This is a genomic window from Sphingopyxis sp. H115 (assembly GCF_001468465.1).
Classification (GTDB): domain Bacteria; phylum Pseudomonadota; class Alphaproteobacteria; order Sphingomonadales; family Sphingomonadaceae; genus Sphingopyxis.
In genome coordinates this window covers 178,140-199,920 of sequence record NZ_LNSA01000004.1, presented here as the reverse complement: position 1 = coordinate 199,920, position 21,781 = coordinate 178,140, and the positions used below count along the sequence as shown (strand labels likewise).

The window sequence follows — 21,781 nt, the reverse complement described above, 5'->3', positions numbered from 1 at the left end:
CGCTGAATCGGCGCGCCGCTATGCCGCAGGCGACGCGCTATGCCCGCCAATCATTCCGCTTCGGGTACATCCTCGACACTTTCCCGGCCGTCGTCATCAGGAAGGGGAACCTGCTCCGGAACTTGCTCGGGGCCGGTCGGCGGAGAATCGGGATGCGGGTCGGGCGGTGCGCTTGCCATGATGATTTCCTTGCCGGGACAAGGAGAGCAACGGCGCCTCGGGCCGATAGTTCCGTCGTCGTGACCGAACCTCTGGAAACTCAAGAAACTGGTCAATGTGCGCGGCGAAGTTGTCCGACGCGATCAATGGCCTTCCCCACGAAAGAGCGAGCCGATGTGGAGCAAAAAGCTTTTGAACTTGAGTGGTGCCTCTCGGTCATTGCCTTTATGAACCTAGCCGCGGAACGTTCGTGCTGAACTAAAAGGTTAGAAAGCCTAAAAAGGCGTCGGGAGGGCATAATGGATATAACTCAGGCTCTGGCCCTGGACAACGGCGCCCGGTTCTTCCGTGGCGATCTTCATATTCATAGCATCGCGGGCTCCCATGATGTCAGCGACGCGACCGCTACCCCGGAAGCAATTGTCGCGACCGCGAGGTCGGAGGGCTTGGACATTATCGCGATTGCCGATCACAACGAAATCGGAGGTGTCGGGCCAGCGATTGAAGCTGCGAAAGGAACCGGCCTGCTCGTCGTTCCCGCCGTCGAGTTGTCGACGCCTCATGGCCACCTGCTTTGTTATTTTGCTACATTGGACGCGCTGACGCGCTTTCATGCGAAGCTTTCTCTTGCCGATCGAAATACTGCGAACTCGCGGTGCTCGAATGGCGTCGTGGATATTCTTGATCTTGTGAAACAAGGCGGTGGATTTGCGATCCTCGCACATGTTGATGGTGGGAAGGGCCTCGAAACGGAAATTCCGGGCAACCCGCCCCACAAGAAAGACATAATTTGCCATGCAGCCCTTCTCGGAATCGAACTGAAGCGTGCCGACAGCGAAATCTCCTATTCGGACCTCGACCCCGATGGCGATAGAAAGACCCTTGGCCGCCAACGGATAGATGCCCTCGGCCTTGGAAAGTCGCAATTTCTGGCGCGGCTACTCAATTCGGACTCGCATACGCTCAATGCGTTGGGACGAAACGCCGCCGGCGACCGCAAGGTCACCCGGTACAAGATGCAGGAGGTCAATTTCGATGCTTTGCGGCTGGCGCTGCAAGACAGCGATGCCCGTGTGCGCATTGAGGAAGATGTTCCGGCACGGATTCCCATGGTGCGGGCATTGGCCATGCACGGCGGCTTCCTCAGCGATCAAGGCGTGCATTTCAGCCCGAACCTCAACTGCATCATCGGGGGGCGCGGCACCGGTAAGTCGACGACCTTCGAAGCAATTCGTTGTCTGACGGGTCATTCCGGTGCTGGCGATGTGGTGGACTCTGAGGTTTGGCCTGACCTCATAGATCTCGTGGTCAATGACCAGTCGGGGCAGACGATAAGGATGCAGCGACGCCGCGATTCCAACGTCGAGGATCCCGATGATCCGGAGGCATTGCTGCCCCATTTCGCGGTCGAATGTTATGCGCAGAGCGAGGCTGCGACGATCAGCCAGAATGCCACTGCCGACCCTGCGGGATTGCTGAGCTTCCTCGATCGTTTCATCGGAGTTTCGGCCGACCTCAAGGAAGAAAGGGAAGTTCGGCAGGCACTTCTCGATTCCGAAGCCGAGCTCAAAAAGGCTACGGAATATGTCGCTCTCATTCCGGGCGTGGACCGCGATCTTAAATATAAGAAGTCCCAACTGGCCGCGCTCGAAGCACAAAAGGGCAAAGAGGTAATCGCCCTCATCCGAAAGCTTGAAAAGGAGAAGGAGGTTCGCTCATCGCTTCGCCGTGATCTGGATGAGCTTCTCGGACTTACCTCCAACGAGGCGCTGCGGGAGTGTATCGAGAGTATCGAGACATCTGTCGATCCTGCCGACCTCACCATTGGCGGCGACGAGTATCAAGCCATCGCAACTCAAGCGTCGGCTTTCAAATCGAAGGTCGTTGCCGCGGAAACAGATCTTCAAGACGCAGCCAAAGCACTCGGCACAGTTATGGAACGCGAATTGGCCGCATGGCGCGTCAAGGAAGCCGCGGCCAAGGCCGAAATCGATCAGAAACGCGAAGCGCTCGAGCAAAGCGGGGTCCGCCTCGACATCGTCTTCATCAATAGCCTGTCCACTGACGAGGCCAAGTTGACCGAGCGCCTACGGAAACTGAAAACTTGGGAGCCCGCCCTCGACCGAGCACGAAAGGAACGTGCCGAGCTCGTGAAGAAGCGCTGGGAAATCCGACAACGGATTGCAACCAAGCGAAGCGCGTATGGCGTCAAGGCGAGCACCACTCTCAAGGCGGTCCTGACCGACCTCAGCGTGTCGCTGAAGTTTCTTCACAGCGCTTATTCACCGTCGGGCAGCTCCGTCATCAGTGAGGCGATGAGCTGGAGAACCTCGCGCGTACCGAGGGCGGAGTTGCTGATCGAAACTCTGTCATTGCCTGTATTGGTGCAAGCCGTGCTGAAGAAGGACAAGGCAACAATCAAGGGCGTGAAGGAGAAGGACGGATCAACGGTCTTCTCCGACGCCGATGCCCAATCCATCATCGATAACCTGTCGCCGCCCGAGGTTATGTACAAGCTTCAGGCAGTCGAAGTCAGCGACAAGCCGCAGTTGATCGTCGCCAAATCCATGGTCGGCAGGCCGCAGCCGATGATACGGGATTTCAGCCGGCTTAGCCTAGGTCAGAAACAATCCGTCTTGCTTGCCCTCATGCTTTCGGCGGAATCGAACCGGCCACTCATCATCGACCAGCCCGAAGATCATCTCGACAGCGAGTTCATTTATCAAACCCTTGTTCCTGTCCTACGTCGCGCGAAAGAGCGTCGCCAGGTGATCATCGTAACCCATAATGCGAATATCGCTGTGCTGGGGGATGCGGAACAAATCATCGTGCTGAAGGCGCAGGATGACAATGGGCGTATCGTATCGAGTGGCTCGATCGATCATCCCGACACCCGTCAATTTGCTTGCGATATTCTCGAAGGATCGGCGGAGGCGTTCAAGCGGCGTGCCACAATCTACGGAGTCGTTTAGTTAACAGTCTCGATAGGTCAGCGCCCTCATGCAGATGCCCTGACCGGAGGCGCGATCGGCTAGAGGCGGTCGTAGATCGGGTTCGGCAGAAATTTCATCAGGGCCGCGACGAGCCGCCAGCGTTTGGTGACATAGGCATGAGATTTGCGGGCGCGAATGGCGCCGTAGATCTGCTTCGCCGCCTTTTCAGGCGACGCAACCCAGAAGAGCCCGTCGCCCTTCGCCATCGCGGTGTCGACGAAGCCGGGCCTCACGTCGGTCGTTGCGATCGGCAAGCCCCGGCGTGCCATGTTCTTGCGTAGCCCCTCCATATAGTTGGAGACGAAGGCCTTGGAAGCATTGTAGGCAGGCGCGTCGACGCCGCCGCGTAGTCCCGCGATCGACGAAATGGCAACCAGGTGCCCCGTGCCTTGAGCGAGGAAGTGCTGCATGCCGATATTGGCCGCGGCCGCGAACCCCTCCACGTTCACCGCGATCGTCTCGCGTTCCGCCGCCCAGCCAAGATCGGCATTTATGTGGCCGACCCCGGCACCGATCACCAGCAAGTCGAGCCCGCCAAGCCGCTCGATCAGGGCGGCGAGCCCGCGATGCATCGCGTTCGTGTCGGCCACGTCGAAAGCCTCGTAGATTATCGAACCGGAAGAATTGCCAGCGAGATCGGCGAGCAGGTCGCGGCGCCGACCGGTGACGCCAACCGAGTAGCCATGACGCGAGAGCAGCATCGCCAGCTCTCGGCCGATCCCCGAACTCGCGCCGACTATGATCGCTCTGTTCACAGTCAAGCTCCTGGAATGCACCGGAACATGACTGCGATCACAGCCTTCGTCATCAGATTTCGAATGCCCTGAGGAAGTCGGCCATAATTTCCGCGGCATGTCGCTGCCGCAAGACCCGGGCGTTCAGCAGATCGGGGTCGGCCGAGACATCGGCTTCGTCGTCTTCGAAACTTGCCACGGCGACGGGCCCGTCGCGCAAATAGCTCTCGTCGGGATTGGGATCGCGGAAGCGAGCCGCCAAGCGAGTAAGAGCCTCGCGTATCGCCTCGGCATGCGGACCGGTCAGTGCAGCCGCGAATGCGGATTGCGCCGCGCCGACGCCACCTTCCAGATTCTCGATGCAGTAGATCAGGTCGTGCGCATCCTTGCGCTCGAACCTCTGATCGAAAGCAAAGGCCTTGAGACAGGTGAAGGTGACGATATCAGCGTAGCGCACGACCTCGGTGGCACGGCCCTTACCGTTCAGCAGGTCCGCCGTGATTTCGACGGTCCCGTGATGGTCGAACACCATGGAAGCGTGGGGGATGTTCAACGCCGAGACATTTCCGTCCGAAGGCAGTTCCTTGACCTTGCCGCCTCCAAGTTCCGGCGAGTCCGCCAGAAACTCGAGGATCATCGTAGTGCCGTCCTCGATCTCGGCTCGCCATCGCCAGGATTGCTTCGCGCCCTTGTCATTCTCGGCGCGCTCGAAGTTCATCGCCTTCAGATTGTCTTCGAGCGTGCTGTAGGCTTCGGTCGTCGTGAGAATACCCACATCGACGACGATATCGACGTCACCCGTACCCGCATGTTTCGGAACCTTCGGCGGCCGGGCGGTCACGAGATAGCGCGGCGCGAGACCGCCGACGAGAAAGACCGAATCCTTCCATGGTCCGAGCCCGCGCAGGAGCGTAACCAGCACGCGCTCGCACGCGTCGGTGACCATGTCCTCATAGCCGCTGATCGTCTGTGGTTTGGGCATTATTTATCCAGACATTCGCTACGAAGATGCATCGCCATTTCACGGGAACGGCCGGACGCCTGGAGCAGGTCGAGATAGACCTGCAGCGGCGGCGCATAGCAGACGCCGTCGATCCGTTGGCCGACCGCGACATCGCGCCGGCTCTTCGCCTCGATGATGCCGAGATTCCACCCCTCCGCCACGGGCCGCGCGTCGAGATTGAGCAGCGCCTCGATCAGCTTCTGCCCAGGCTCGATCCGGCAACGAAGCTGCGAGATGGAAGAAAGATAGGGGGCATAGATTTGAGCGGCGACTTCGCCGGTGACCGCATAGGCGGCCGTCGCCTCGTCGCACGCCTGATCAAGGCGCAGCGCCAGCTCCAGTGCGTCACTCCCTTTCGGAACATAGTAGCGCCGCACCGTCGGTGCCTTCTGATCGCTCGCATAGCTGGTCCAGGCTTCGAGAAGGGGCCGTGCGGCGCGCAGTCGACGCTGTTTCGACGGCCCCGCGCCCTGCACATCGACCCACTCGCGCCGTTCGAGCTCCGTGAGGGTCTCGGAAGCCGTAGCCGGCGAAACGCCGCTCGCATCGGCGAGATCCTTCACGCCCAGCCAGTCCTGCCGCCTCTCATAAATTTCCTGGAGTGCGCGCGCCTTTTGCCCCTGAAAAATGGAATCGAATTTCTTCGTCCCTTTTTTCGGAGCCGGTTTATCGAGAAATATAAATGCCTTTTTGCCCGGAATATAAAGCGAGCCTCCGAGGTCGAAATATCCGACGCGTTCTTCCCGAAAGATTTCGCGAGCGCCCGGCGAGATCGCACGGGCGACAAAAAAGGGAATGATTTCCCGGTCGTCCCCGGAATTGCTGAGATGGGCCTGATTATTCCGAAGCTGCCAGATTGCTTCGCGCACATCGCGAGGAAAGAGCTGCGCCTTGATTTCGACGAGCAAGAGCAGCGGTTGGCGGTTGATAAATGCACCGATCAGCGCGTCGGCTTCGCCGCGAGGCCCGATTTTGACTTCAGATTGCTCGATCTGCGCATGCGCTTGCGGAAGCGCCAGAAGCGCCTCCAAAAGTGCATCGAGCAATTCGCGCTCGGAATTTTCAAATTCGGCCATATTTTGTGCCCAGCAAAAATCACGATAAAAGTGAATATTCGGAAAAACCTTGATATTTGCTGCGCAGAAAATTTGCATTAAAAAAATGGAAAAAATTTCATCTGAAATCTGGAAAGCGTCGAAACTGGCAACGTTCCGGTGGCATCAACGAAGGATTTTGGCGTCACCGCGCCTCGAGGGTGATTTCACGCCTGCTGAACTGAGATGGCAATTTGATCTCGATATCGCCCGATGTGATAGCCCAATCGGTCGTCACCAAGGCTGGCTCTTCGCCACTATCGTCCTCGGACACCAGCACCTCAACATAAATAACCGCGCTGGAAGTTGGACGAGCATGGTAAGTCCGAATATCCAAATCAGGCTCTCCCCGCCGCGAGATGACATACTCATGACCCGTCTCACGAACGTCGGCTTCGACCTCCGCCAAGACTTCGACCTCAAGGACAAAATCCTGTCCCTCCTCGGACTCGTCGACGAGAAACACGCTCGAAATCTCAAGATCGAAGAACTCGACATCTTCAACCTCGATATCGACACGGCGCGGACGATAGGAGTTAAGGCGTGCCCTCAGCCTTTCGCGCAGGGACGCGTCTCCACGAACATGCGCTTCAAGACGCTTCAGCAACTGGGCTGACGCCAGAGCCAGCGAGAGAAGCTGGGCAACGGAGTCCAATTGGATCAGATCGCCCCGTCCCTCGCAGAATTTCACCAGGTCCGGATCCTTGCCAACCACATATATTCTGGGTCGACCGGGCCGGATCCAGGCGAGGAGGCTCGACAGCACAAAGGCGTCCGGAAACTCGCTCTTTTTTTTGCCCTCACCAAAGGGCGCAGCACCAGCAAAATAATCGTCAAAAATCGCTTTGTGATCGGCAACAAGGGGGATTTCGGTAAATTTTGCTGTCGCTAGGAATTCTCGAAAGCGCGCATGAAGCAGTGCCTTCCGATCGGCTGGATCGGTATCGCCAAAAGGACCGCTTTGTCCAAGCTGGCCAAAAATCGCGTCGTGCTTCTTCGCTGCTGCTTCCGCCTCCGCCAGCGCTTCCGAAAGTCTCGCTTCAACCTCCCGAGTGGTGATTGAAGTGGTGATCGGCTCGAGCGTGCTCTTCGACGCTAGATCGATAAGGCTGGACCAAGTTCGCGATTGCCAGTCGAGACCCGCTGCACGAAAAGCCTCAGTATCGATGAAGGCATATGGCGTGACGAGGCGCTGTCCGCGCGGTGTTGGTGGTTCGCTCATCGTTGCAAACTAGCTTTTGCGACGGATTTCCTCAATCGTTCCCTTGGGCCTCGCCGCCCAATGCGACGCTTGAGAGAGAGCAAAGAATGGCGCAAAACTGGCTCACAGAGGCCGATGGACGGAGAACTAGCCTCAATTTGGTTCTAAATCTCAAATCGCCACTGCATGGACCGGGCCGCCGACGCTAGAGTTGATCGTCGGAGGTGACGATGATCATTTTCAAGATGCTGGCGATCGCCAGCCTGACGATCCTGACAGCATGTGCTCCGCCGGAGCCACGCAGCGTTCAATATTTCGAGGCCAATCTCGATGAGGCACGCGACGTCGTCCAAAGCTGCACGGCGGGCGACATGCGCGGCGATGAATGCAGCAATGCCAATGTCGCGGTCGAGACTGCCGAGGGAAAGGCCAAATTCGAGCGGTTCCGCGGGAAAAAGTAGCGAGTCTCAACCTGCCTGACGCGCAGTTGCCTCAAGCTCAGCGATGCGGTCACGGCAAATAGTCTCGACGATATCGGCGAGATGCTGAACCCGCGCGCCGAGCCATTCCAGTTCGTCGGCGGTGATCGCATAATGTTTCGAATAACGTGCCTTGATATACGCTTCCTTCAGCTTCTCGAAGCGCGATCGGTCGGCTTTCGCCTCGCGTGGCCAAGCCTCAAATAATCGGTCGTCGATCCGCTCCGCTTGACCACGTAGAAATGCTAGGTTGTGGATGTGCGGCGAATACGACGTGCAGACCAGCAAGACGCAATTGTAGAGACGCTCGGCCGCCTGATGAAAATCAAATGCAGCCTTCTTCAACCAGCCCTGCTCGATGGCGTGTGCCGCTGATCCAGCGAAGTGCCCCGCTGTTGAATGCCACTCGTCAAAATACTCGCGCGCCATCTCAAGCGCGGCATGCGGCGTCATCGGCTTGGGCTCGGCGAGTTCCCGGCCATCGGCCTCGTACAGCGCGATCCCGTCACGAGCGACGTCGATGAAGAAATAGCGCCCCTGCGTAAGTCCGGAATTCACCTCGTCGAGGCTGTGAACGATGAAATTCACCGGCGTGCGGAGCCGCTTGGTCACCGACAGTTCGCGAATGAGCCGGTCGTCGAGCTTCGACCAATAGTCCGCCCGATCGGTCAGCCTCTTGTCGTTGACGATGATCAGCAGATCATAGTCCGACTGGTAGCCCTTGGCCGTGTGCGGCTCGTCGACCCAGCCACCGCGCGCATAGCTGCCATAGAGGATGATCTTGGAAATCCGGCCCTTGCGCTTCCAGTCCTGCGTCGCGAGCGCCAGCGCATCCTCGAACTCCTCGAAGATGATTTCGACGACGCGCTCGATCTCGCGCTGCTTGTGCGGGGGAAGATGGTCGAGGCTGCTCTGCATTGGGGTCACCCTAACAAGGTGGCGGCACCCTTGCACCCGGAAGATTGTTCCGATGCGCAAGGATGCCGCAAGATGGCCGCCGCTCAGTCGGCGGGTGTCCAGATGATCGCGAAAACGTCGTCGCGATCCTGCCCCGCGGCCCGCCCGAGATTGGCGTAGATGCGCCGCGGCCCGAACTCGGGGGTCGCGAGCGAGAGCGACACATAGGGACGTCCGGATTGCTCGGCGACGCGGATCCAGCCGGCGCCGATCTCGACGCCATCGGACCAGACGCGATAGTCGGGCTGCACATCGCTCGCCTTGCCGCGGTTGGGGCGTATATCGATCGGTGCCTTGATCGACAGCGTGATGAGCTGGCCCACGAACCCTTTTTCGATGCTGCCGCTGACGATGCCGATGCTCGCCATGTCCTGTCTCCTGCTGATCGACCCGAGACCATCCCGGGCGTGAAGCCGGGAAGGACGGCGGCACAAGGCAGTCGCGCACCCGCAGGGCCGAAGCGAAGCGGCGGAGCGGGACGAAGGCCCGCTTGCGCGGCAGCCGCCGCCGTCCAGTTTGGCGGAGCGCCTCAGGATGGTCACGGACGCGCAGGACATTCAGCGAAGGACGGTGGGTAGCGTAAGCTGGCCTCGAGACAGGTTGGCCGAGTTAGCGGAGGATAGCGCGCAAGGCCCAGGAAGAACGCCTCACGACAATCGGGAAGAGGCTTCGCCTCAGTCCCGCAGCGCGTCGAGGACCCGGCATTGCTCGACGGTCGTGTGGCTGCAAATATCGAGCAGTCCTTCGAGCGTTCCCTCAAGCGACTTCAGGGCAGCGATCTTCTCGCGCACTTCGACAAGATGCCGCGAGGCGATGCGATCGACATCGGCGCAGGGTGTGCCTTCGGGCGTCTCCGACAACGACAACAGGCTGCGCACGGTGTCGAGAGAGAATCCCAGCTCGCGCGCCTTGCGCACGAAGGTGAGCCGGTCGCGATGCTCTGGCCCATAGATTCGGTGCCCACCGCTACTGCGCCCCGGCTCGGCCAATATGCCAATCTTCTCGTAATATCGGATGGTCACCACCTGGCAGCCGGTAAGCCGGCCCAAATCGCCGATCGAGAAACTTTCCTGCATAAAGTGCTTGAACCTATAGTTGCTATAGGTCGTATAGGCCTGCGCGAGCCACTTGCCAATTACGGAACGCGATCATGGATAAATGCTGCGGCGACGGCGATGCCGTCTCGAAACCTGTCACCGAAAAGAGCGGATGCTGCGGCGAGACGGCCCCGAATCCGCCGGTGATCGACAGCTGCTGCGCACCTGCCTCGGGTTGTTCCAGCACGGCTGCGAAGGCTTCCGCGTCCGACGCGCCTGCCGTCGAAGCGCCGCGCCATTTCGCCGGGGATGATTGCTGCTCGGCAAAGGAAGACGAGATCGCGGCGCTTGGCGCCTATGCGGACGTCCGCCGCGTCCTGCAGATCGTGCTCGTCATCAACCTTGTGATGTTCTTCGCCGAGTTCACCGCGGGCGTCTTCGCCCGTTCGACCGCGCTGATGGCTGACTCGGTCGACATGCTGGGCGATGCGCTCGTCTATATTCTCAGCCTTTATGCCCTGGAACGGAGCCTTCGCTGGCGCGCCGGGGCCGCATTGTTCAAGGGCGGGATCATCGCAGCTTTCGGCATCTGGGTGGCGATCGAGGTTGTTCTCAAACTCACCGGCAACATCGTCCCGACGGCCGGAACGATGGGCATTTTCGGCTTCATCGCGCTGGCAGCAAATCTCACCTGTCTCGCGCTGCTCTATCAGCACCGTAACCGCGACGTGAACATGTCGAGCACGTTCGAATGCTCGCGCAACGACGTCATCGCCAACACCGGCGTGATCGTGGCGGCCGCAGGCGTCTATCTGACGGGGTCGGGATGGCCCGACATTCTGGTCGGAAGCATCATTGCCATCCTTTTCTTCCGATCGGCAATCCGCGTTCTCAGCCAGGCATGGCCGCAATTTCGCGCCTCGCGACCGACGGTAGTGGCGACCCTCGACTGAGCGCCGGTCGCTGTCGTCCGAGCCGCTCCGAAGCTCGTCGGCAGGAACTTCAGCGGTCCCGCCTAGCCGCAACCCCTTCCCGGTGTACAAGCGTCGACGTATAAGCCGCGGCCATCGGCGCGCCGCCTTTTAAAGCGCGCGGCGATGGCATGATTTTTCCTCCACACAGGGATCAGCAGATGACGTGGCCCAAAGGAACGCGCGCCCTCGTGCTGCATAATGCCAAGGCGCGGCAAGGCGAGCAGGCGCTCGTTCCCGTTCGCGAGCGCCTCGCTGCCGGCGGCCTTCTGGTGACGGTCGAACCGTTCGAGAGCCTCCCCGAAATCGCACGCGACGTGACACGCCTGCATCAGACCGCCGATATCATCGTCGTGTGCGGCGGCGACGGTTCGATCTCATCTGCTGCGCCCGCGGTGATCGAAAGCGGCCTGCCGCTGGGAATCATTCCCGCCGGAACCGCGAATGACCTGGCGCGCACCCTGTCGATCCCGCTCGACTTCGCAGCGGCGGCCGACGTCATTGTCGAGGGCCACAGCCGGCGGATCGATGTCGGCACGGTCAATGGCCATGCCTTCTTCAATGTCGCGAGCATCGGGATCAGCAGCGAACTTGCGCAGAAGCTCGACCCGGCGATCAAGAAAAGGTTCGGCCGCCTCGGCTATGCCGTCGCCGCGCTGCGGGTCATCCTGGCCGCCCAGCGGTTCCGGGCGAGGATCCGCGAGAAGGGCGAGTCGAGGACCGTCAGCACCTATCAGGTCGCGATCGGTAACGGACGCCTCTATGGCGGAGGCAATGTCGTCGAGGAGAATGCCGCGATCGATGACGGCACGCTCGATCTTTATAGTCTCGAGGTCAAAAACCTATGGAAGCTCGCCCTCATGCTTCGCGCCTTCCGCTCCGGCACGCATGGGGCGTGGAAGGAAGTGCGCACCGCCAAATGCGTCGAGTTCGATATCGAGACGCGGCGGCCGATGCCGGTGAACACCGACGGTGAGATCGTCACCGCGACGCCGGCGCATTTCCGGGTGCTACCGAGAGCGATATCGGTCCTGGCCCCGTGCGAATGCCCCGTCAATGCGCGGCAATTCCCACTCTATCATCATTGAGCGAGGATCGGCGATCCGCCGCGAAGCCCTTGTGAGAAGGACGGTTTTGCCGTAAATCGCGAAGCGCGGGCCGGGCCCCTCTGACGGTCGTACAGCGACGGCCGTGATGTCGGACCGCATCGAGCGACGCTCGGTGCAATTGTCTGCGTTCCCATCGATCTGCACCTTCGCGCGACCGGTTCTGTGGCAGCATCGCTGAGGAAGGGCGTTCGACATGGAAGGCTTGGTCACCCTGTTTCAGGATCCCGCAGTCTGGGCGGCACTGTTGACGCTTGTGGTGATGGAAATCGTCCTCGGCATCGACAACCTCATTTTCATCTCGATTATCTCCAACAAATTGCCCCAAGCCCAGCGACAGAGAGCAAGGCGCATCGGCATCTCGCTGGCCTTGGTCATGCGCCTCGCCCTGCTTTCGGTGATTGCTTGGCTCGTCGGGCTGACGGCGATCGTCGTCGATTTCGGTTTGCAGGGCGCGCCGGATGCCTATGGCAAGCCAAGCTTCGAGACCGCCTTTTCCTGGCGCGACATCATCTTGATCGCGGGCGGCCTTTTCCTGATCTGGAAGGCGACCTCGGAAATCCACCATAATGTCGATCCCAACCCGAACGACGATGTCTTCAGCGCGGGCAAGAAGGCGCTGACGTTCGGATCGGCGATCGTCCAGATCCTGCTGCTCGATCTGGTCTTTTCGGTCGACTCGATCCTGACCGCCGTGGGCATGACCGAACATCTGCCGATCATGGTGATCGCGGTGGTTTCGGCGGTCCTCGTCATGCTGCTCGCGGCCGACCCGCTGGCCAACTTCATCCGCGACAACCCGACCGTCGTGATGCTGGCGCTCGGTTTCCTGCTGATGATCGGTGTCGTGCTGATCGCTGACGGCTTCGGAGCAAAGGTGCCCAAAGGCTATATCTACACCGCCATGGCGTTTTCGGCCGGGGTAGAAGGGCTCAATATTTGGGCGCGGCGCCGGCGTGAGCGGGTCGCGCTTGCAAAAGCCTCGGGCGAAACCGCCGAAACGAAATAGTCGACGCCCGGCAGCACCGAAGTTGTTCTGCCGTCGTTTCCGGAGAATAGACTCGATCTGGATCTATCTCGGTGCAGTCGGCTTGCATGCCGCTGCGGCAAGGCTATGCTTTGAAGTGCATCGGGCAAGGCGCACGGTGCCAGGCGTGAGAACCTGCTTAGCTTAGTTTTCCTATTCCATCCTGCCGGGTGGCCGCTGCGCATGTCCAAGCCCTCGGGCTAAAGGCGGCGGCGCTTGTTCGCTAAGCAAGTTCTCAACGCCCGGCTTGCCGCCTTCGTCCCGAACGGGAAGGCGGCAGGTATGGACTTCGAGGACAAGGACGGCGAGCGACCGGGTGTTGCCGGCGGCGATCCCTTGCCGCCCGAGGACTGGGAGCGGGTCGGGCGGTCGGCGCGCATCGAGGCGATCTACGCCGAGCACCGGCCGCAAATTACACGCTTCTTCAAGACCCGCGCACCGAACCAGGATGTCAGCGATCTCGTGCAGGAAGTTTTCAGTCGTTTCGCAAGCGCGCGCGGCGGCCTCGCGGCACTTGTCGAAGGTCCGGGCGCCTATCTTGTGAAATCCGCGCGCATGCTGCTGGCCGAGTATGGTCGCGCGGACGGGCGCCGCCACCGGTCGCAGCACGACAGTTTCAGCGATGAACATGAGGGAGCGAGCGACCCGCACGCCGCGCTCGAGGCGCGCGACGTTCTGCGCCGGGCAGAAAGAGCCATTTCGAGGCTATCTCCGCTCACGCGCGAGATTTTCCTGATGCATCGCTTCGAAGGCCTACGCTATCCCGAGATCGCTCGAATCAAGGGAATCAGCGTGAAGACGGTCGAAAGCCACATGACCAAAGCCCTTGCCGCCATCAAGCGCGCGCGGGGTAAGCAGTGAGCCGCGCCGAGAGCGAAGCCACCGCCTGGCTCGACAAAATGATGGGACCCGATGCCGACCAGCACCGGGCGGCGTTCGACGAATGGCTGGCCAAGCCGGACAACGCCAAGGCCTATGGTGAAGCGCGCGACAATTGGAACTGGTCTGCGGCGATGTCGCCGTCCCGGATCGAGGCCGATGTGCGGGCCGATGCCCGGGAGCGCGAACCCGGCGGGCGGCGATGGGCTTTTGCCACAATCCTCGCTGCGGTGATCGCGGTCGGGTTCGCCTGGTATCTTGTCGGTCGCGATAGCGATCGGCCGATCATCGCCACCAATTCGGCGCAAGGCGAGAGCAGGCTCGCCGACGGGACGCGCGTGACGCTGATGGACGGCGCCCGCATCGAGACGCGCTTCTCGGACGGCGAACGCCGCGTCGTCCTGCATGACGGCCGCGCCAGGTTCGAAGTCGCGCACGACGCGTCGCGTCCCTTCCTCGTCGAGGCCGGAGATTCGGTCACGCGCGCGCTCGGCACCATCTTCGAGGTCGATCTCCGCGCGGATGTCCCGCGCATCGCACTGGTCGAAGGCTCGGTCGAGGTGCGGCGCCTCGAGGGCGGAAAGGCACTTCGCCTCCGTCCCGGCGAACGCGCCGAGGTCAGGTCGACCGGACCCCAGCCGATCACGGGCGAGGAAGCGAACGCCCCGGCCAAATCGCTGTGGGCCGACAATCTCTCGCTTGGTGCGATCCTCGACCGCGCTGGCCGCGAGAATGGCGTCAAGATCAGCTTGGCCGATCCGGCGCTGGCCTCACTGCAGGTGACGGGACGCTTCGACATGACCGACGCCCGGAAACTTGCGCTGAAGCTCGGCGCCGCGCTCGATCTCAAGGTCGAGTTCGGTGCGAACGGACCCATTCTGGGCGCGAAATCCGAGTAGGATGCCCAATAAAAACTCATAGGGTATTCGGAGCACCCGTCATTTTTTCCCTTCAGACGGCCAAAATCGGCCGCACGGGAGGGATGAATGACGATGAAATTTTTCGCGGCCGTTCTGGCTTCGGGCGTATCGGCGACCGCACTCTATGCACCCAGCGCGTGCGCGCAGACGGGCGAGCAGACATACAACATCGAGGCACAGCGTCTTAGCGACGCGCTTCGCAAATATTCGGACATTTCCGGCCGCGAGGTCATCGCGGCTTCGAGCCTGCTCGAAGGCCGACGCAGCAACCGTGTCCGCGGGCGCCTCTCTCCCGACGCCGCCCTTTCCCGCCTCCTTTCCGGCACAGGCTTGACCATTGAACTGGTGGAAGGCGCGTGGGTGCTGCGCGCGGGAAACGGCGATGCGGCGGAGGCGGGATCGACTGACGGGGTCAACGAAGCGATCGTTGTGACCGGCACGCGCATTCGCGGCGCCGGACCGGTGGGATCGCCAGTCGTCACGCTTGGTCGCGCCGATATCGAGAAGAGCGGCACGGGATCGGTGCAGCAGCTTCTTCAAGCGCTCCCGCAATCCTTTGCGGGCGGACCTAACGAGACGACCCTCGGAGCGACCACTCGAAACGGCGCGGGAACCGACGGCACCTATGGTTCGAGCGTCAACCTGCGCGGACTGGGCCCATCCTCGACCCTTGTTCTGATCGACGGCAGTAGGCCCGCCCTCGGCGGGCTCGGAGGCGTATTCGCGGACGTATCGCTGATCCCGCTAGGCGCGATCGACCGGGTCGAGATCCTGACCGATGGCGCCTCGGCGATCTACGGAGCCGATGCTGTCGCCGGCGTCGTGAACATCCGGCTGAGGAACCAGTTCGAGGGAGCCGAAACCCTCTTTCGGGTCGGCACCGCTGATGGGGATATGGGCGAAGTCCAGATCGGCCAGCTATTCGGACGAAAATGGGACCGCGGCCATCTCGTGCTCGCCTACCAGTTCAGCCAACGCGACGCGCTTGCCGCAGCAGACCGGGATTTTGCGACCGAAGACCTGCGTCCATTCGGTGGGCCGGACTACCGCTCGCTGTTCGCCGTGCCGGGGACGATCACCGCGGCTAATGGGCAGACCTTCGCGATTCCGGCCGGGCAGAACGGGACGGCGCTGACTCCGGGCCAGCTCGTCGCTGGAACTCGCAATCCGGGAGACCGCCGCGCGGCGAGCGATCTCCTTCCTCGCCAGCGCATCCACAGCGCCTATGCCGCGCTCGAGTTCGACCTTACGGACAGCCTCACGTTCCGGGCCAGCACGCTCGCTGCCCAGCGCGACTATCGGAAAGTTGCGCTCAACCAGTATCTGAGCATCGTGCGGGTGCCGGTGACCAACCCTTTCTACGTCGATCCTATCGGGACGCGGCAACAAGTCAGCGTGAACTATAATTTCGCGAATGATCTCGGCGCGCCTATCGACACGGGACGGGTGCGAGGCATCAGCAGTTCGGCCAGCCTCGAGCAGGCGATCGGCGCGTGGCGGATCCAGCTTGGCGGCGCCTATGGGCGCCAGAAGAGCCGGAGCGACAGTATCAACATTCCGAACCGCGCGCGCCTTGCGGCGGCGATCGCGGACACCAACCGCGCGACGGCATTCAATGTTTTCGGTAACGGAACCGCGAACAATCCCGCAACTACAGCGGCCATTCGCGGAAGCATCGGATCGCGCGACGATTATGAAAGCTGGTCCGCGGCGCTTCGCGTCGATGGTTCGCTCATTCGCCTGCCCGGCGGCGACATGCGGGTCGCCTTCGGCGCCGAGTACCGCCGCGAACGCTATGAGAATTTCACGGTCAACGACCTGAGCCGTGCGACGCCCAGCACTACCGCGCTCACCGGGCTGCCGGGGCCGCGTCACGTACGCTCGGCATATGCTGAGATTCTCGTGCCGCTCTTTGGTCCCGACAACAGCGTTGCCGGCATCGAGCGGCTCGACCTTTCGCTTGCAGGCCGGATCGAGGACTATAGCGACGTCGGGCGCACGACCAACCCGAAGCTCGGGCTCCGCTGGGAAGCGCTCCCCGGCATTGCTGTGCGCGGCAGCTACGGGACCTCGTTCCGCGCACCTGCGTTCGACGAACTGATTGGCCCGGCTGTCTCGAACTATACGACGCTGCGCGTACCCGACCCGAGCTCGCCGACAGGCACCGCCAACGTCATCGGGCTCTTCGGCTACGGTCCCGGCATCAAGCCGGAGAAAGCGACCACCTGGACGGTCGGCCTCGACGTCGCGCCCCCGTCGATCCGCGGGCTTAAAGCGTCGGTCACCTATTATGATGTCGACTATCGCGACCGTATCGGCTCGGTCAGCGAGGATTATCTTCGCTTCCTGTCCCGCCGCGACCTGTTCGGCGGCGTGGTAACCGAGAATCCGTCGGCCGAACTTCTCGCTTATTATTTCTCGTTCCCGACCTTCACGAATCCGCTTGGCCTCGCGCCGGGCGATGTCGATGCCATTCTCGACGGTCAGGTCCGCAACCTGTCCGCCATGCGCCAGACCGGGCTCGATTTCGATCTTGGCTACGCAACGGAGCTCGCCGGCGGCCAGATTGACCTTGGTCTGTCGGGAAGCCACATCTTCCGGATCGATCGGCAGCTTACGCCGGGCACGCCGGCGGTGGACGTCGTGGGCACATTCGCAAATCCGGCGAAGTGGCGGCTGCGCGGACGCGCCGGCTGGTCGCGCGGAGGTTTTGCGGCGACCCTCTTCGCCAACTATGTCGGCGGCTATCTCAACCAGATCCCCGCGGTCCCGGAGCGCGTATCGTCCTGGACAACGTTCGACCTCAGCCTCGCCCAACGCTTCGGCGGTGATGACAATGAACGCGGCCTGCAACTGGGGCTGAGCATCCTCAATCTGTTCGATCGCGATCCGCCCTATGTGAACAACCGGACCAATACATCGGCGCTCGCCTATGACCCCGAAAAGGCGAATCCGCTCGGACGCACCATCTCGCTGCAGGCCACGATCCGGTGGTGAGACAAGCGGTCTGGGCGGCGGTTTTCCTTGCGGCGGCTTCGCCGGCCGCCGCCCAGACAAGTCCCCGCGAGCTCGTAGAGATGACCGACTTTTCTGGGCTCGCGGTCTCTCCCGACGGGCGCTGGCTGCTCTACCGCCGCGAGCGCCCGTCGACCATGAGCGGACAGATCGAGACCGCCTGGTATCTCGTCGGCACCGATGGAGCCACACCGCCACGGAGGATCGGCGATGGCGGCCATGCGAGCTGGAATGGAACCGGGATCGTCGAAGCGGGCTCAGCCGCCTGGTCGCCGGAAAGCGACCGCTTCTATTTCCGCGCGCGGGTGGACGGCGCCACGGGACTATGGGAAGGCCGCCCCAGCGGCGCCCTCGCACCATTGATCGTTCGCGACGCCGATATCGAACGCTTTGCAGTCGCCCCCGATGGCGGCATCATATTCGAACTCGGGCCCTCGCGTGCCGCGATCGCGCGGGCCGAAGAGAATGAGCGGGACAGCGGCATTTTGGCCGATGGACGGGTCGATCTCGCGCAGACGCTTTATCGAGGGGCAATGATCGCGGGCCGACCCGCAAGCCAGCGTCTCAATGGCGACTGGTTCGATCGGGAGGCGCTCCTCGACCGATTGCCGCGACAGATTGTTCGTCGGGATCCGACTACGGCGAGAGAGCGACCCGCCCACGCTATCGAGGCGGAGCTTCTCCGACCATCGCCGCAACCGCTTCCCGAGCCTTTTCGCGCGGCCGCGTCGCAAGCCGGCATCTGCGCTGTGGAAGCACCCTGCGGCGATCCCGACGCGCCAAAAATCTGGAAGGGAATGGCGGTCGGCGATGGACGTTTCGTGGTGACGACGCGCGACCGGAAAGTTCGTCAGAGCGTTTTTCTCTGGGCTAAGGCGACCGGCCTGACGCGCCTCGCGGCCAGCCCAGGCCTTTTGAGCGGCGGCGGTGAGATGGCGGCATGTGCGGCGTCGCAAACGGCGGCCTTCTGCGTAGCCGAGAGCGCCGCCATGCCTCCACAACTGCAGCGAATTGCGCTGGATGGCAGCGGAACCCTCGTCCTCGACCGACCCAACGACCTTCCTGACCACGACGATCTTCTCACCGAGGCGATCGAGTGGCAGGTGGGCGGCAGCCGTGCGTCGGGTTGGCTCGTCCGCCCGAAGTTCCCCGGACGGCTGCCGCTTTTCATCACTTACTATCGCTGCGCCGGTTACCTTCGCGGCGGGCTCGGCAATGAGTGGCCACTTCGCGCCTTGGCCGCCAGCGGGATTGCCGCGCTTTGCATCAACCAGCTGCCATCGGGCGGGGCGAAAGCCGAAGCCCGTTATGAGCTGGGCCTCGCAGCGGTGCGCGCTGCTGTAGCGGAGCTGGATCGCCGCGGGCTTGTCGACCCCGGCCGCGTCGGGATGGGCGGTCTCAGTTTCGGCAGCGAGGTTGCGATGTGGACAGCGACCCACAGCAAGCTTCTGAGTGCGGTCTCGATCGCGTCGGTGCAGGCCGAGCCCGCCTATTACTGGTTCAACGCCGGCATCGGACGCGATTTCTTCCGCCAGAATCTCGAGACTCAATGGGGTCTCGGCGCGCCCGACATCGATGCAGCCGATTGGAAGCGGCGCTCGCCCTCGCTCCAGGTCGACAAGATCACCGCCCCCGTGCTGATGCAGCTCCCGGAGCAGGAGGCCCGACTTTCGCCCGAACTGCAGGCCCGCCTCTCAGCGAGCGGAAAAGGTGAACTCCACGTCTTTCCCTTCGCCCCGCACATCAAGGCCGAGCCAAGGCAGAAGCTTGCTGTGTACCAGCGCAACCTCGACTGGTTCCGCTTCTGGCTGCAGGGCTACATCGATCCCGATCCTGCCAAAATAGCTCAGTATGCGCGTTGGACCGGCCTGAATTTCCCGGCGCCCAAGTCGGAAACCGATGCGATCCAAAGTTCGATATCTGCGAGTTCGAGCAAACGAAAGTAGTCATAGTCGCCCTCGATCCGTTCGCGCGCCAGATAGGCTTCAACCCTCTTCCGATCGATCAGACCCTCGCGTGCGAGCCGCCCCTCCAGCAGTATGGGCGCAAGGGAGCGGCGCTGCGCCAGGAACGCCTCGGCGCACATCGTCTCGAGCCGCCCCTTGTTGCGGCGCCATGCGACGATGGCGGGGAGGTGGCTCGCAAAGGCTGCGCGCGCGACCGCCCGATCACGGCCGCGCGCGACCCACGCCCAGGACGGAATAGCGAGACAAAGCTCGACCACCGGCTGCGACAACAGCGGAGCGACGACATCGCGTCCGTACCAGCGCCCGGGACGATCCAGAAAATCGCCAATTCGCAATATGGATTGTACGTGACGGATCTTGCCGACGGGGAGGTCATCCACGACCTCGTCCCATGGGTGCGGCAGCGGCTCATCGGGGAGCATGGTCCGCACGCAATATCCATCGTCGCGAGGCCAGGCGGCATCTCTGCCCGCGCGCCACTGCCGCCAGACGGCTCGGGCTGCCCTCCAGACGGTTGCATTGCAGAGGCGGGCGCAATCATTGAGAGCCGCAAGGCTGCGCGGGAGCGGACCGAGCGAAAGTAACGCATCGAGCGCCGGCATGATCGACCGATTAATCGCGAAGACATTGTCTCCACCGATCCCGGTAAAGATGCTGGACCCCGACATCTCATTTGTCGCGGAACCGAGAGCCGCGTCGATCCCTGCGAGGACGCCATAGGTGGCCGGGCGCGGTGCCAGGAACGCGGGGCCTGCGGTGAGGTCAAGCACAGCGTCGCCATGCACATATTCGACAAGGTCGATGCCGCATCTTTCGGCGACGGCGCGAGCAAAGCGTCTTTCATCGCCATCGGGGCTGGCAGTCGCGATCGTCGCGGCGGAAAAGGCGTGTTCGCCCTGCGCCAGCGCCGCCGCGACGATCGAGCTGTCGAGGCCGCCGGACAACTCGACAACGATGCTGTCGCGACTGTTGGCCCAAGCCGAAACGCAAGCGCGAATGCGCTGCTCAAGAAGAATGGGGGCGTCACCTTCGCCCACGCTCTCTCGCGCATGCGGCCATGGAGACCAAAAAGTCTCGGTCGTCGGAAGTCCGCGGCCAAGGATAAGCGCCGTTCCCGGTAGAAGCTCCTGGGCCCCTGACAGCCCGGTTCTCGCCGTGCGAAAGTTGCTGAACGACAGGAGGTAACGAAGATATTCCTCATCGACGGAGAGGGCGACACTGAAGGTTTCAATCAGCTCGAGGTGCGAGAAGAGCAGAACCCCTCCCGCTACCTCCAGCCAGTATAGCGGCATCCCGGTGATCGGAGCCCGGCTGATCGTCAGGCCTTCGGCCTGGTCCACCATAAACTCGAGATAATTGCCCCATGAAGTCGAGCGCGAATTCTCGAACCAATCGCCAAGAACCAGGCGTCCCGGATCGTGGATCGATATACCGACGCCTTCACCTGCGAAAAGCGCTAGTTCCGGAACGAGGCGGTCCAACGAACGCAGCCCATGCCTACCGGCTGCCACTGCAAGCTCTGTCGCCAAAGGTTCGCCGCCCAGAAATCCGAGGATAGCTTGCTCCATCATACGACCAGAATCGGCTGATAGTTTCGTGCCTCCTCCGCCGTTCCCGTCAGGACATACGCGCCCGACTGGAGCCAGCAATGCGCCGCGAAGGGATTGGTGCGCACTCCGAAGACCAGCGTTGGCGCGAGGCTCCTGCGAAGCGCCATTCGGTATAGCGCGAGCGAATCGACAAGGCAGCGGGGCGCGATCGGAACGAAGGTCCGCGAGCGCGCGAATGCCGTCCCCAACGCTCTCAATTCACTCTCGTGTCCGCTTCTGTCCAGAAGCCGCTTGTCGCGAAGCAGTTGCTCTATGGTCGAAGGTAGCCGGTCGGGCTTCAGTGCCCGCGCGGCCCAAGCCAATGCGCACCAGGCGCCGAAGAGCGATCGAAGGCCGCTCCGCTCGGAGTCCGGGCGGCTGAGATCGTCTGTCGGAACGTCGATTGCGGGCGCTTCGATGCGAAAACCAAAATCGCTGCGGACGAAGAGGCCGGTGTCGACGAGCAGCGTCATAGCATCGCTGTCATTGGGCTTGCCGGCGAGAAGCCGATCGAATGCCGCGCGCCGGGCATCCGTCATGAGTAAGTAGCGGTCGCGCCGGAGATCGAGAAAGATCATATCCGGGCCAACGGTGCAAAAGCCCACACCGGGTGCGAGTTTCCAGCTCATCGCATCATACCGTATCCGGGT

The 21,781-nt window shown here is 62.0% G+C and carries 19 protein-coding genes; 9 read left to right on the top strand and 10 right to left on the bottom strand.

What is annotated here, in order from left to right; translation table 11 throughout:
- Positions 1-50 precede the first annotated feature (50 nt).
- Complete coding sequence (locus ATE71_RS23015; RefSeq protein ID WP_268801409.1) at positions 51-179, bottom strand: hypothetical protein; 129 nt, start codon at positions 177-179, stop codon at positions 51-53.
- A 279-nt stretch (positions 180-458) separates the two neighbouring features.
- Between ATE71_RS23015 and ATE71_RS04930 the strand changes: the two genes are divergently transcribed.
- Positions 459-3,131 (top strand): TrlF family AAA-like ATPase, encoded by a 2,673-nt coding sequence (locus ATE71_RS04930; RefSeq protein ID WP_082665083.1) that lies wholly within the window; start codon positions 459-461, stop codon positions 3,129-3,131.
- 59 nt (positions 3,132-3,190) lie between these two features.
- On the opposite strand, the gene ATE71_RS04925 is transcribed toward ATE71_RS04930, so the two are convergent.
- The 4 genes from ATE71_RS04925 to ATE71_RS04910 form a co-directional block, all read right to left on the bottom strand.
- Complete coding sequence (locus ATE71_RS04925) at positions 3,191-3,907, bottom strand: SDR family NAD(P)-dependent oxidoreductase (RefSeq protein ID WP_058802357.1); 717 nt, start codon at positions 3,905-3,907, stop codon at positions 3,191-3,193.
- Positions 3,908-3,959: 52 nt separating this feature from the next.
- Positions 3,960-4,832: an antitoxin gene (locus ATE71_RS04920; RefSeq protein WP_235587908.1), complete on the bottom strand. Its 873-nt coding sequence runs from the start codon at positions 4,830-4,832 to the stop codon at positions 3,960-3,962.
- A gap of 35 nt (positions 4,833-4,867) precedes the next feature.
- Positions 4,868-6,043 carry a MarR family transcriptional regulator gene (locus ATE71_RS04915; RefSeq protein ID WP_235587907.1) on the bottom strand — a complete coding sequence of 392 codons (1,176 nt, stop codon included), beginning with the start codon at positions 6,041-6,043 and terminating at the stop codon, positions 4,868-4,870.
- A gap of 85 nt (positions 6,044-6,128) precedes the next feature.
- Positions 6,129-7,205, bottom strand: coding sequence for a PIN domain-containing protein (locus tag ATE71_RS04910; RefSeq protein WP_058802355.1), 1,077 nt, complete (start codon positions 7,203-7,205; stop codon positions 6,129-6,131).
- A 209-nt stretch (positions 7,206-7,414) separates the two neighbouring features.
- Here ATE71_RS04910 and ATE71_RS04905 point away from each other — a divergent pair, with 209 nt between their 5' ends.
- Complete coding sequence (locus ATE71_RS04905) at positions 7,415-7,645, top strand: EexN family lipoprotein (protein ID WP_058802354.1); 231 nt, start codon at positions 7,415-7,417, stop codon at positions 7,643-7,645.
- A 6-nt stretch (positions 7,646-7,651) separates the two neighbouring features.
- Here ATE71_RS04905 and ATE71_RS04900 read toward each other — a convergent pair whose 3' ends face one another.
- From ATE71_RS04900 to ATE71_RS04890, 3 genes are all read right to left on the bottom strand, one after another.
- The gene (locus ATE71_RS04900) at positions 7,652-8,581 is read right to left on the bottom strand and encodes a nucleotidyltransferase and HEPN domain-containing protein (RefSeq protein ID WP_058802353.1); all 930 of its coding nucleotides are present in this window, start codon (positions 8,579-8,581) and stop codon (positions 7,652-7,654) included.
- A gap of 83 nt (positions 8,582-8,664) precedes the next feature.
- Complete coding sequence (locus ATE71_RS04895; RefSeq protein ID WP_058802352.1) at positions 8,665-8,988, bottom strand: DUF736 domain-containing protein; 324 nt, start codon at positions 8,986-8,988, stop codon at positions 8,665-8,667.
- Between the two features lie 306 nt (positions 8,989-9,294).
- On the bottom strand, positions 9,295-9,696 hold the full coding sequence (locus ATE71_RS04890; protein ID WP_058802351.1) for a MerR family transcriptional regulator: 402 nt from the start codon (positions 9,694-9,696) through the stop codon (positions 9,295-9,297).
- 74 nt (positions 9,697-9,770) lie between these two features.
- Between ATE71_RS04890 and ATE71_RS04885 the strand changes: the two genes are divergently transcribed.
- The 7 genes from ATE71_RS04885 to ATE71_RS04855 all read left to right on the top strand — a co-directional run bounded on the left by ATE71_RS04885 (position 9,771) and on the right by ATE71_RS04855 (position 19,521).
- Complete coding sequence (locus tag ATE71_RS04885) at positions 9,771-10,610, top strand: cation transporter (protein WP_235587906.1); 840 nt, start codon at positions 9,771-9,773, stop codon at positions 10,608-10,610.
- A 179-nt stretch (positions 10,611-10,789) separates the two neighbouring features.
- A complete protein-coding gene (locus tag ATE71_RS04880; RefSeq protein ID WP_058802350.1) occupies positions 10,790-11,716 on the top strand; it encodes a lipid kinase in 927 nt (308 codons plus the stop codon).
- Positions 11,717-11,930: 214 nt separating this feature from the next.
- On the top strand, positions 11,931-12,743 hold the full coding sequence (locus ATE71_RS04875) for a TerC family protein (RefSeq protein WP_058802349.1): 813 nt from the start codon (positions 11,931-11,933) through the stop codon (positions 12,741-12,743).
- 300 nt (positions 12,744-13,043) lie between these two features.
- Positions 13,044-13,622, top strand: coding sequence for an RNA polymerase sigma factor (locus ATE71_RS04870; RefSeq protein ID WP_058802348.1), 579 nt, complete (start codon positions 13,044-13,046; stop codon positions 13,620-13,622).
- Positions 13,619-14,539, top strand: a complete 921-nt coding sequence (locus ATE71_RS04865; RefSeq protein ID WP_058802347.1) for a FecR family protein — start codon at positions 13,619-13,621, stop codon at positions 14,537-14,539. The genes ATE71_RS04870 and ATE71_RS04865 overlap by 4 nt, the downstream gene beginning before the upstream one ends.
- A gap of 87 nt (positions 14,540-14,626) precedes the next feature.
- The gene (locus tag ATE71_RS04860) at positions 14,627-17,557 is read left to right on the top strand and encodes a TonB-dependent receptor (RefSeq protein ID WP_058802346.1); all 2,931 of its coding nucleotides are present in this window, start codon (positions 14,627-14,629) and stop codon (positions 17,555-17,557) included.
- Positions 17,551-19,521, top strand: coding sequence for an Atxe2 family lasso peptide isopeptidase (locus ATE71_RS04855; protein ID WP_058802345.1), 1,971 nt, complete (start codon positions 17,551-17,553; stop codon positions 19,519-19,521). Before ATE71_RS04860 ends, ATE71_RS04855 begins: the two co-directional genes overlap by 7 nt.
- Here the strand turns inward: ATE71_RS04855 and ATE71_RS04850 are convergent.
- Together ATE71_RS04850 and ATE71_RS04845 are read right to left on the bottom strand one after the other, a co-directional pair.
- A complete protein-coding gene (locus tag ATE71_RS04850) occupies positions 19,422-21,191 on the bottom strand; it encodes an asparagine synthetase B family protein (protein WP_152998648.1) in 1,770 nt (589 codons plus the stop codon). The genes ATE71_RS04855 and ATE71_RS04850 overlap by 100 nt on opposite strands.
- On the bottom strand, positions 21,110-21,760 hold the full coding sequence (locus ATE71_RS04845) for a lasso peptide biosynthesis B2 protein (RefSeq protein ID WP_082665081.1): 651 nt from the start codon (positions 21,758-21,760) through the stop codon (positions 21,110-21,112). The genes ATE71_RS04850 and ATE71_RS04845 overlap by 82 nt, the downstream gene beginning before the upstream one ends.
- Positions 21,761-21,781: the final 21 nt, after the last annotated feature.

Excerpts from the sequence above, each read along its gene's own strand:
- ATE71_RS23015 (WP_268801409.1), bottom strand. The coding sequence starts at position 179 with ATGGCAAGCGCACCGCCCGACCCGCATCCCGATTCTCCGCCGACCGGC.
- ATE71_RS04930 (WP_082665083.1), top strand. The coding sequence starts at position 459 with ATGGATATAACTCAGGCTCTGGCCCTGGACAACGGCGCCCGGTTCTTC.
- ATE71_RS04920 (WP_235587908.1), bottom strand. The coding sequence starts at position 4,832 with ATGGTCACCGACGCGTGCGAGCGCGTGCTGGTTACGCTCCTGCGCGGG.
- ATE71_RS04915 (WP_235587907.1), bottom strand. The coding sequence starts at position 6,043 with ATGCAAATTTTCTGCGCAGCAAATATCAAGGTTTTTCCGAATATTCAC.
- ATE71_RS04910 (WP_058802355.1), bottom strand. The coding sequence starts at position 7,205 with ATGAGCGAACCACCAACACCGCGCGGACAGCGCCTCGTCACGCCATAT.
- ATE71_RS04905 (WP_058802354.1), top strand. The coding sequence starts at position 7,415 with ATGATCATTTTCAAGATGCTGGCGATCGCCAGCCTGACGATCCTGACA.
- ATE71_RS04900 (WP_058802353.1), bottom strand. The coding sequence starts at position 8,581 with ATGCAGAGCAGCCTCGACCATCTTCCCCCGCACAAGCAGCGCGAGATC.
- ATE71_RS04895 (WP_058802352.1), bottom strand. The coding sequence starts at position 8,988 with ATGGCGAGCATCGGCATCGTCAGCGGCAGCATCGAAAAAGGGTTCGTG.
- ATE71_RS04890 (WP_058802351.1), bottom strand. The coding sequence starts at position 9,696 with ATGCAGGAAAGTTTCTCGATCGGCGATTTGGGCCGGCTTACCGGCTGC.
- ATE71_RS04885 (WP_235587906.1), top strand. The coding sequence starts at position 9,771 with ATGGATAAATGCTGCGGCGACGGCGATGCCGTCTCGAAACCTGTCACC.
- ATE71_RS04880 (WP_058802350.1), top strand. The coding sequence starts at position 10,790 with ATGACGTGGCCCAAAGGAACGCGCGCCCTCGTGCTGCATAATGCCAAG.
- ATE71_RS04875 (WP_058802349.1), top strand. The coding sequence starts at position 11,931 with ATGGAAGGCTTGGTCACCCTGTTTCAGGATCCCGCAGTCTGGGCGGCA.
- ATE71_RS04870 (WP_058802348.1), top strand. The coding sequence starts at position 13,044 with ATGGACTTCGAGGACAAGGACGGCGAGCGACCGGGTGTTGCCGGCGGC.
- ATE71_RS04860 (WP_058802346.1), top strand. The coding sequence starts at position 14,627 with ATGACGATGAAATTTTTCGCGGCCGTTCTGGCTTCGGGCGTATCGGCG.
- ATE71_RS04845 (WP_082665081.1), bottom strand. The coding sequence starts at position 21,760 with ATGAGCTGGAAACTCGCACCCGGTGTGGGCTTTTGCACCGTTGGCCCG.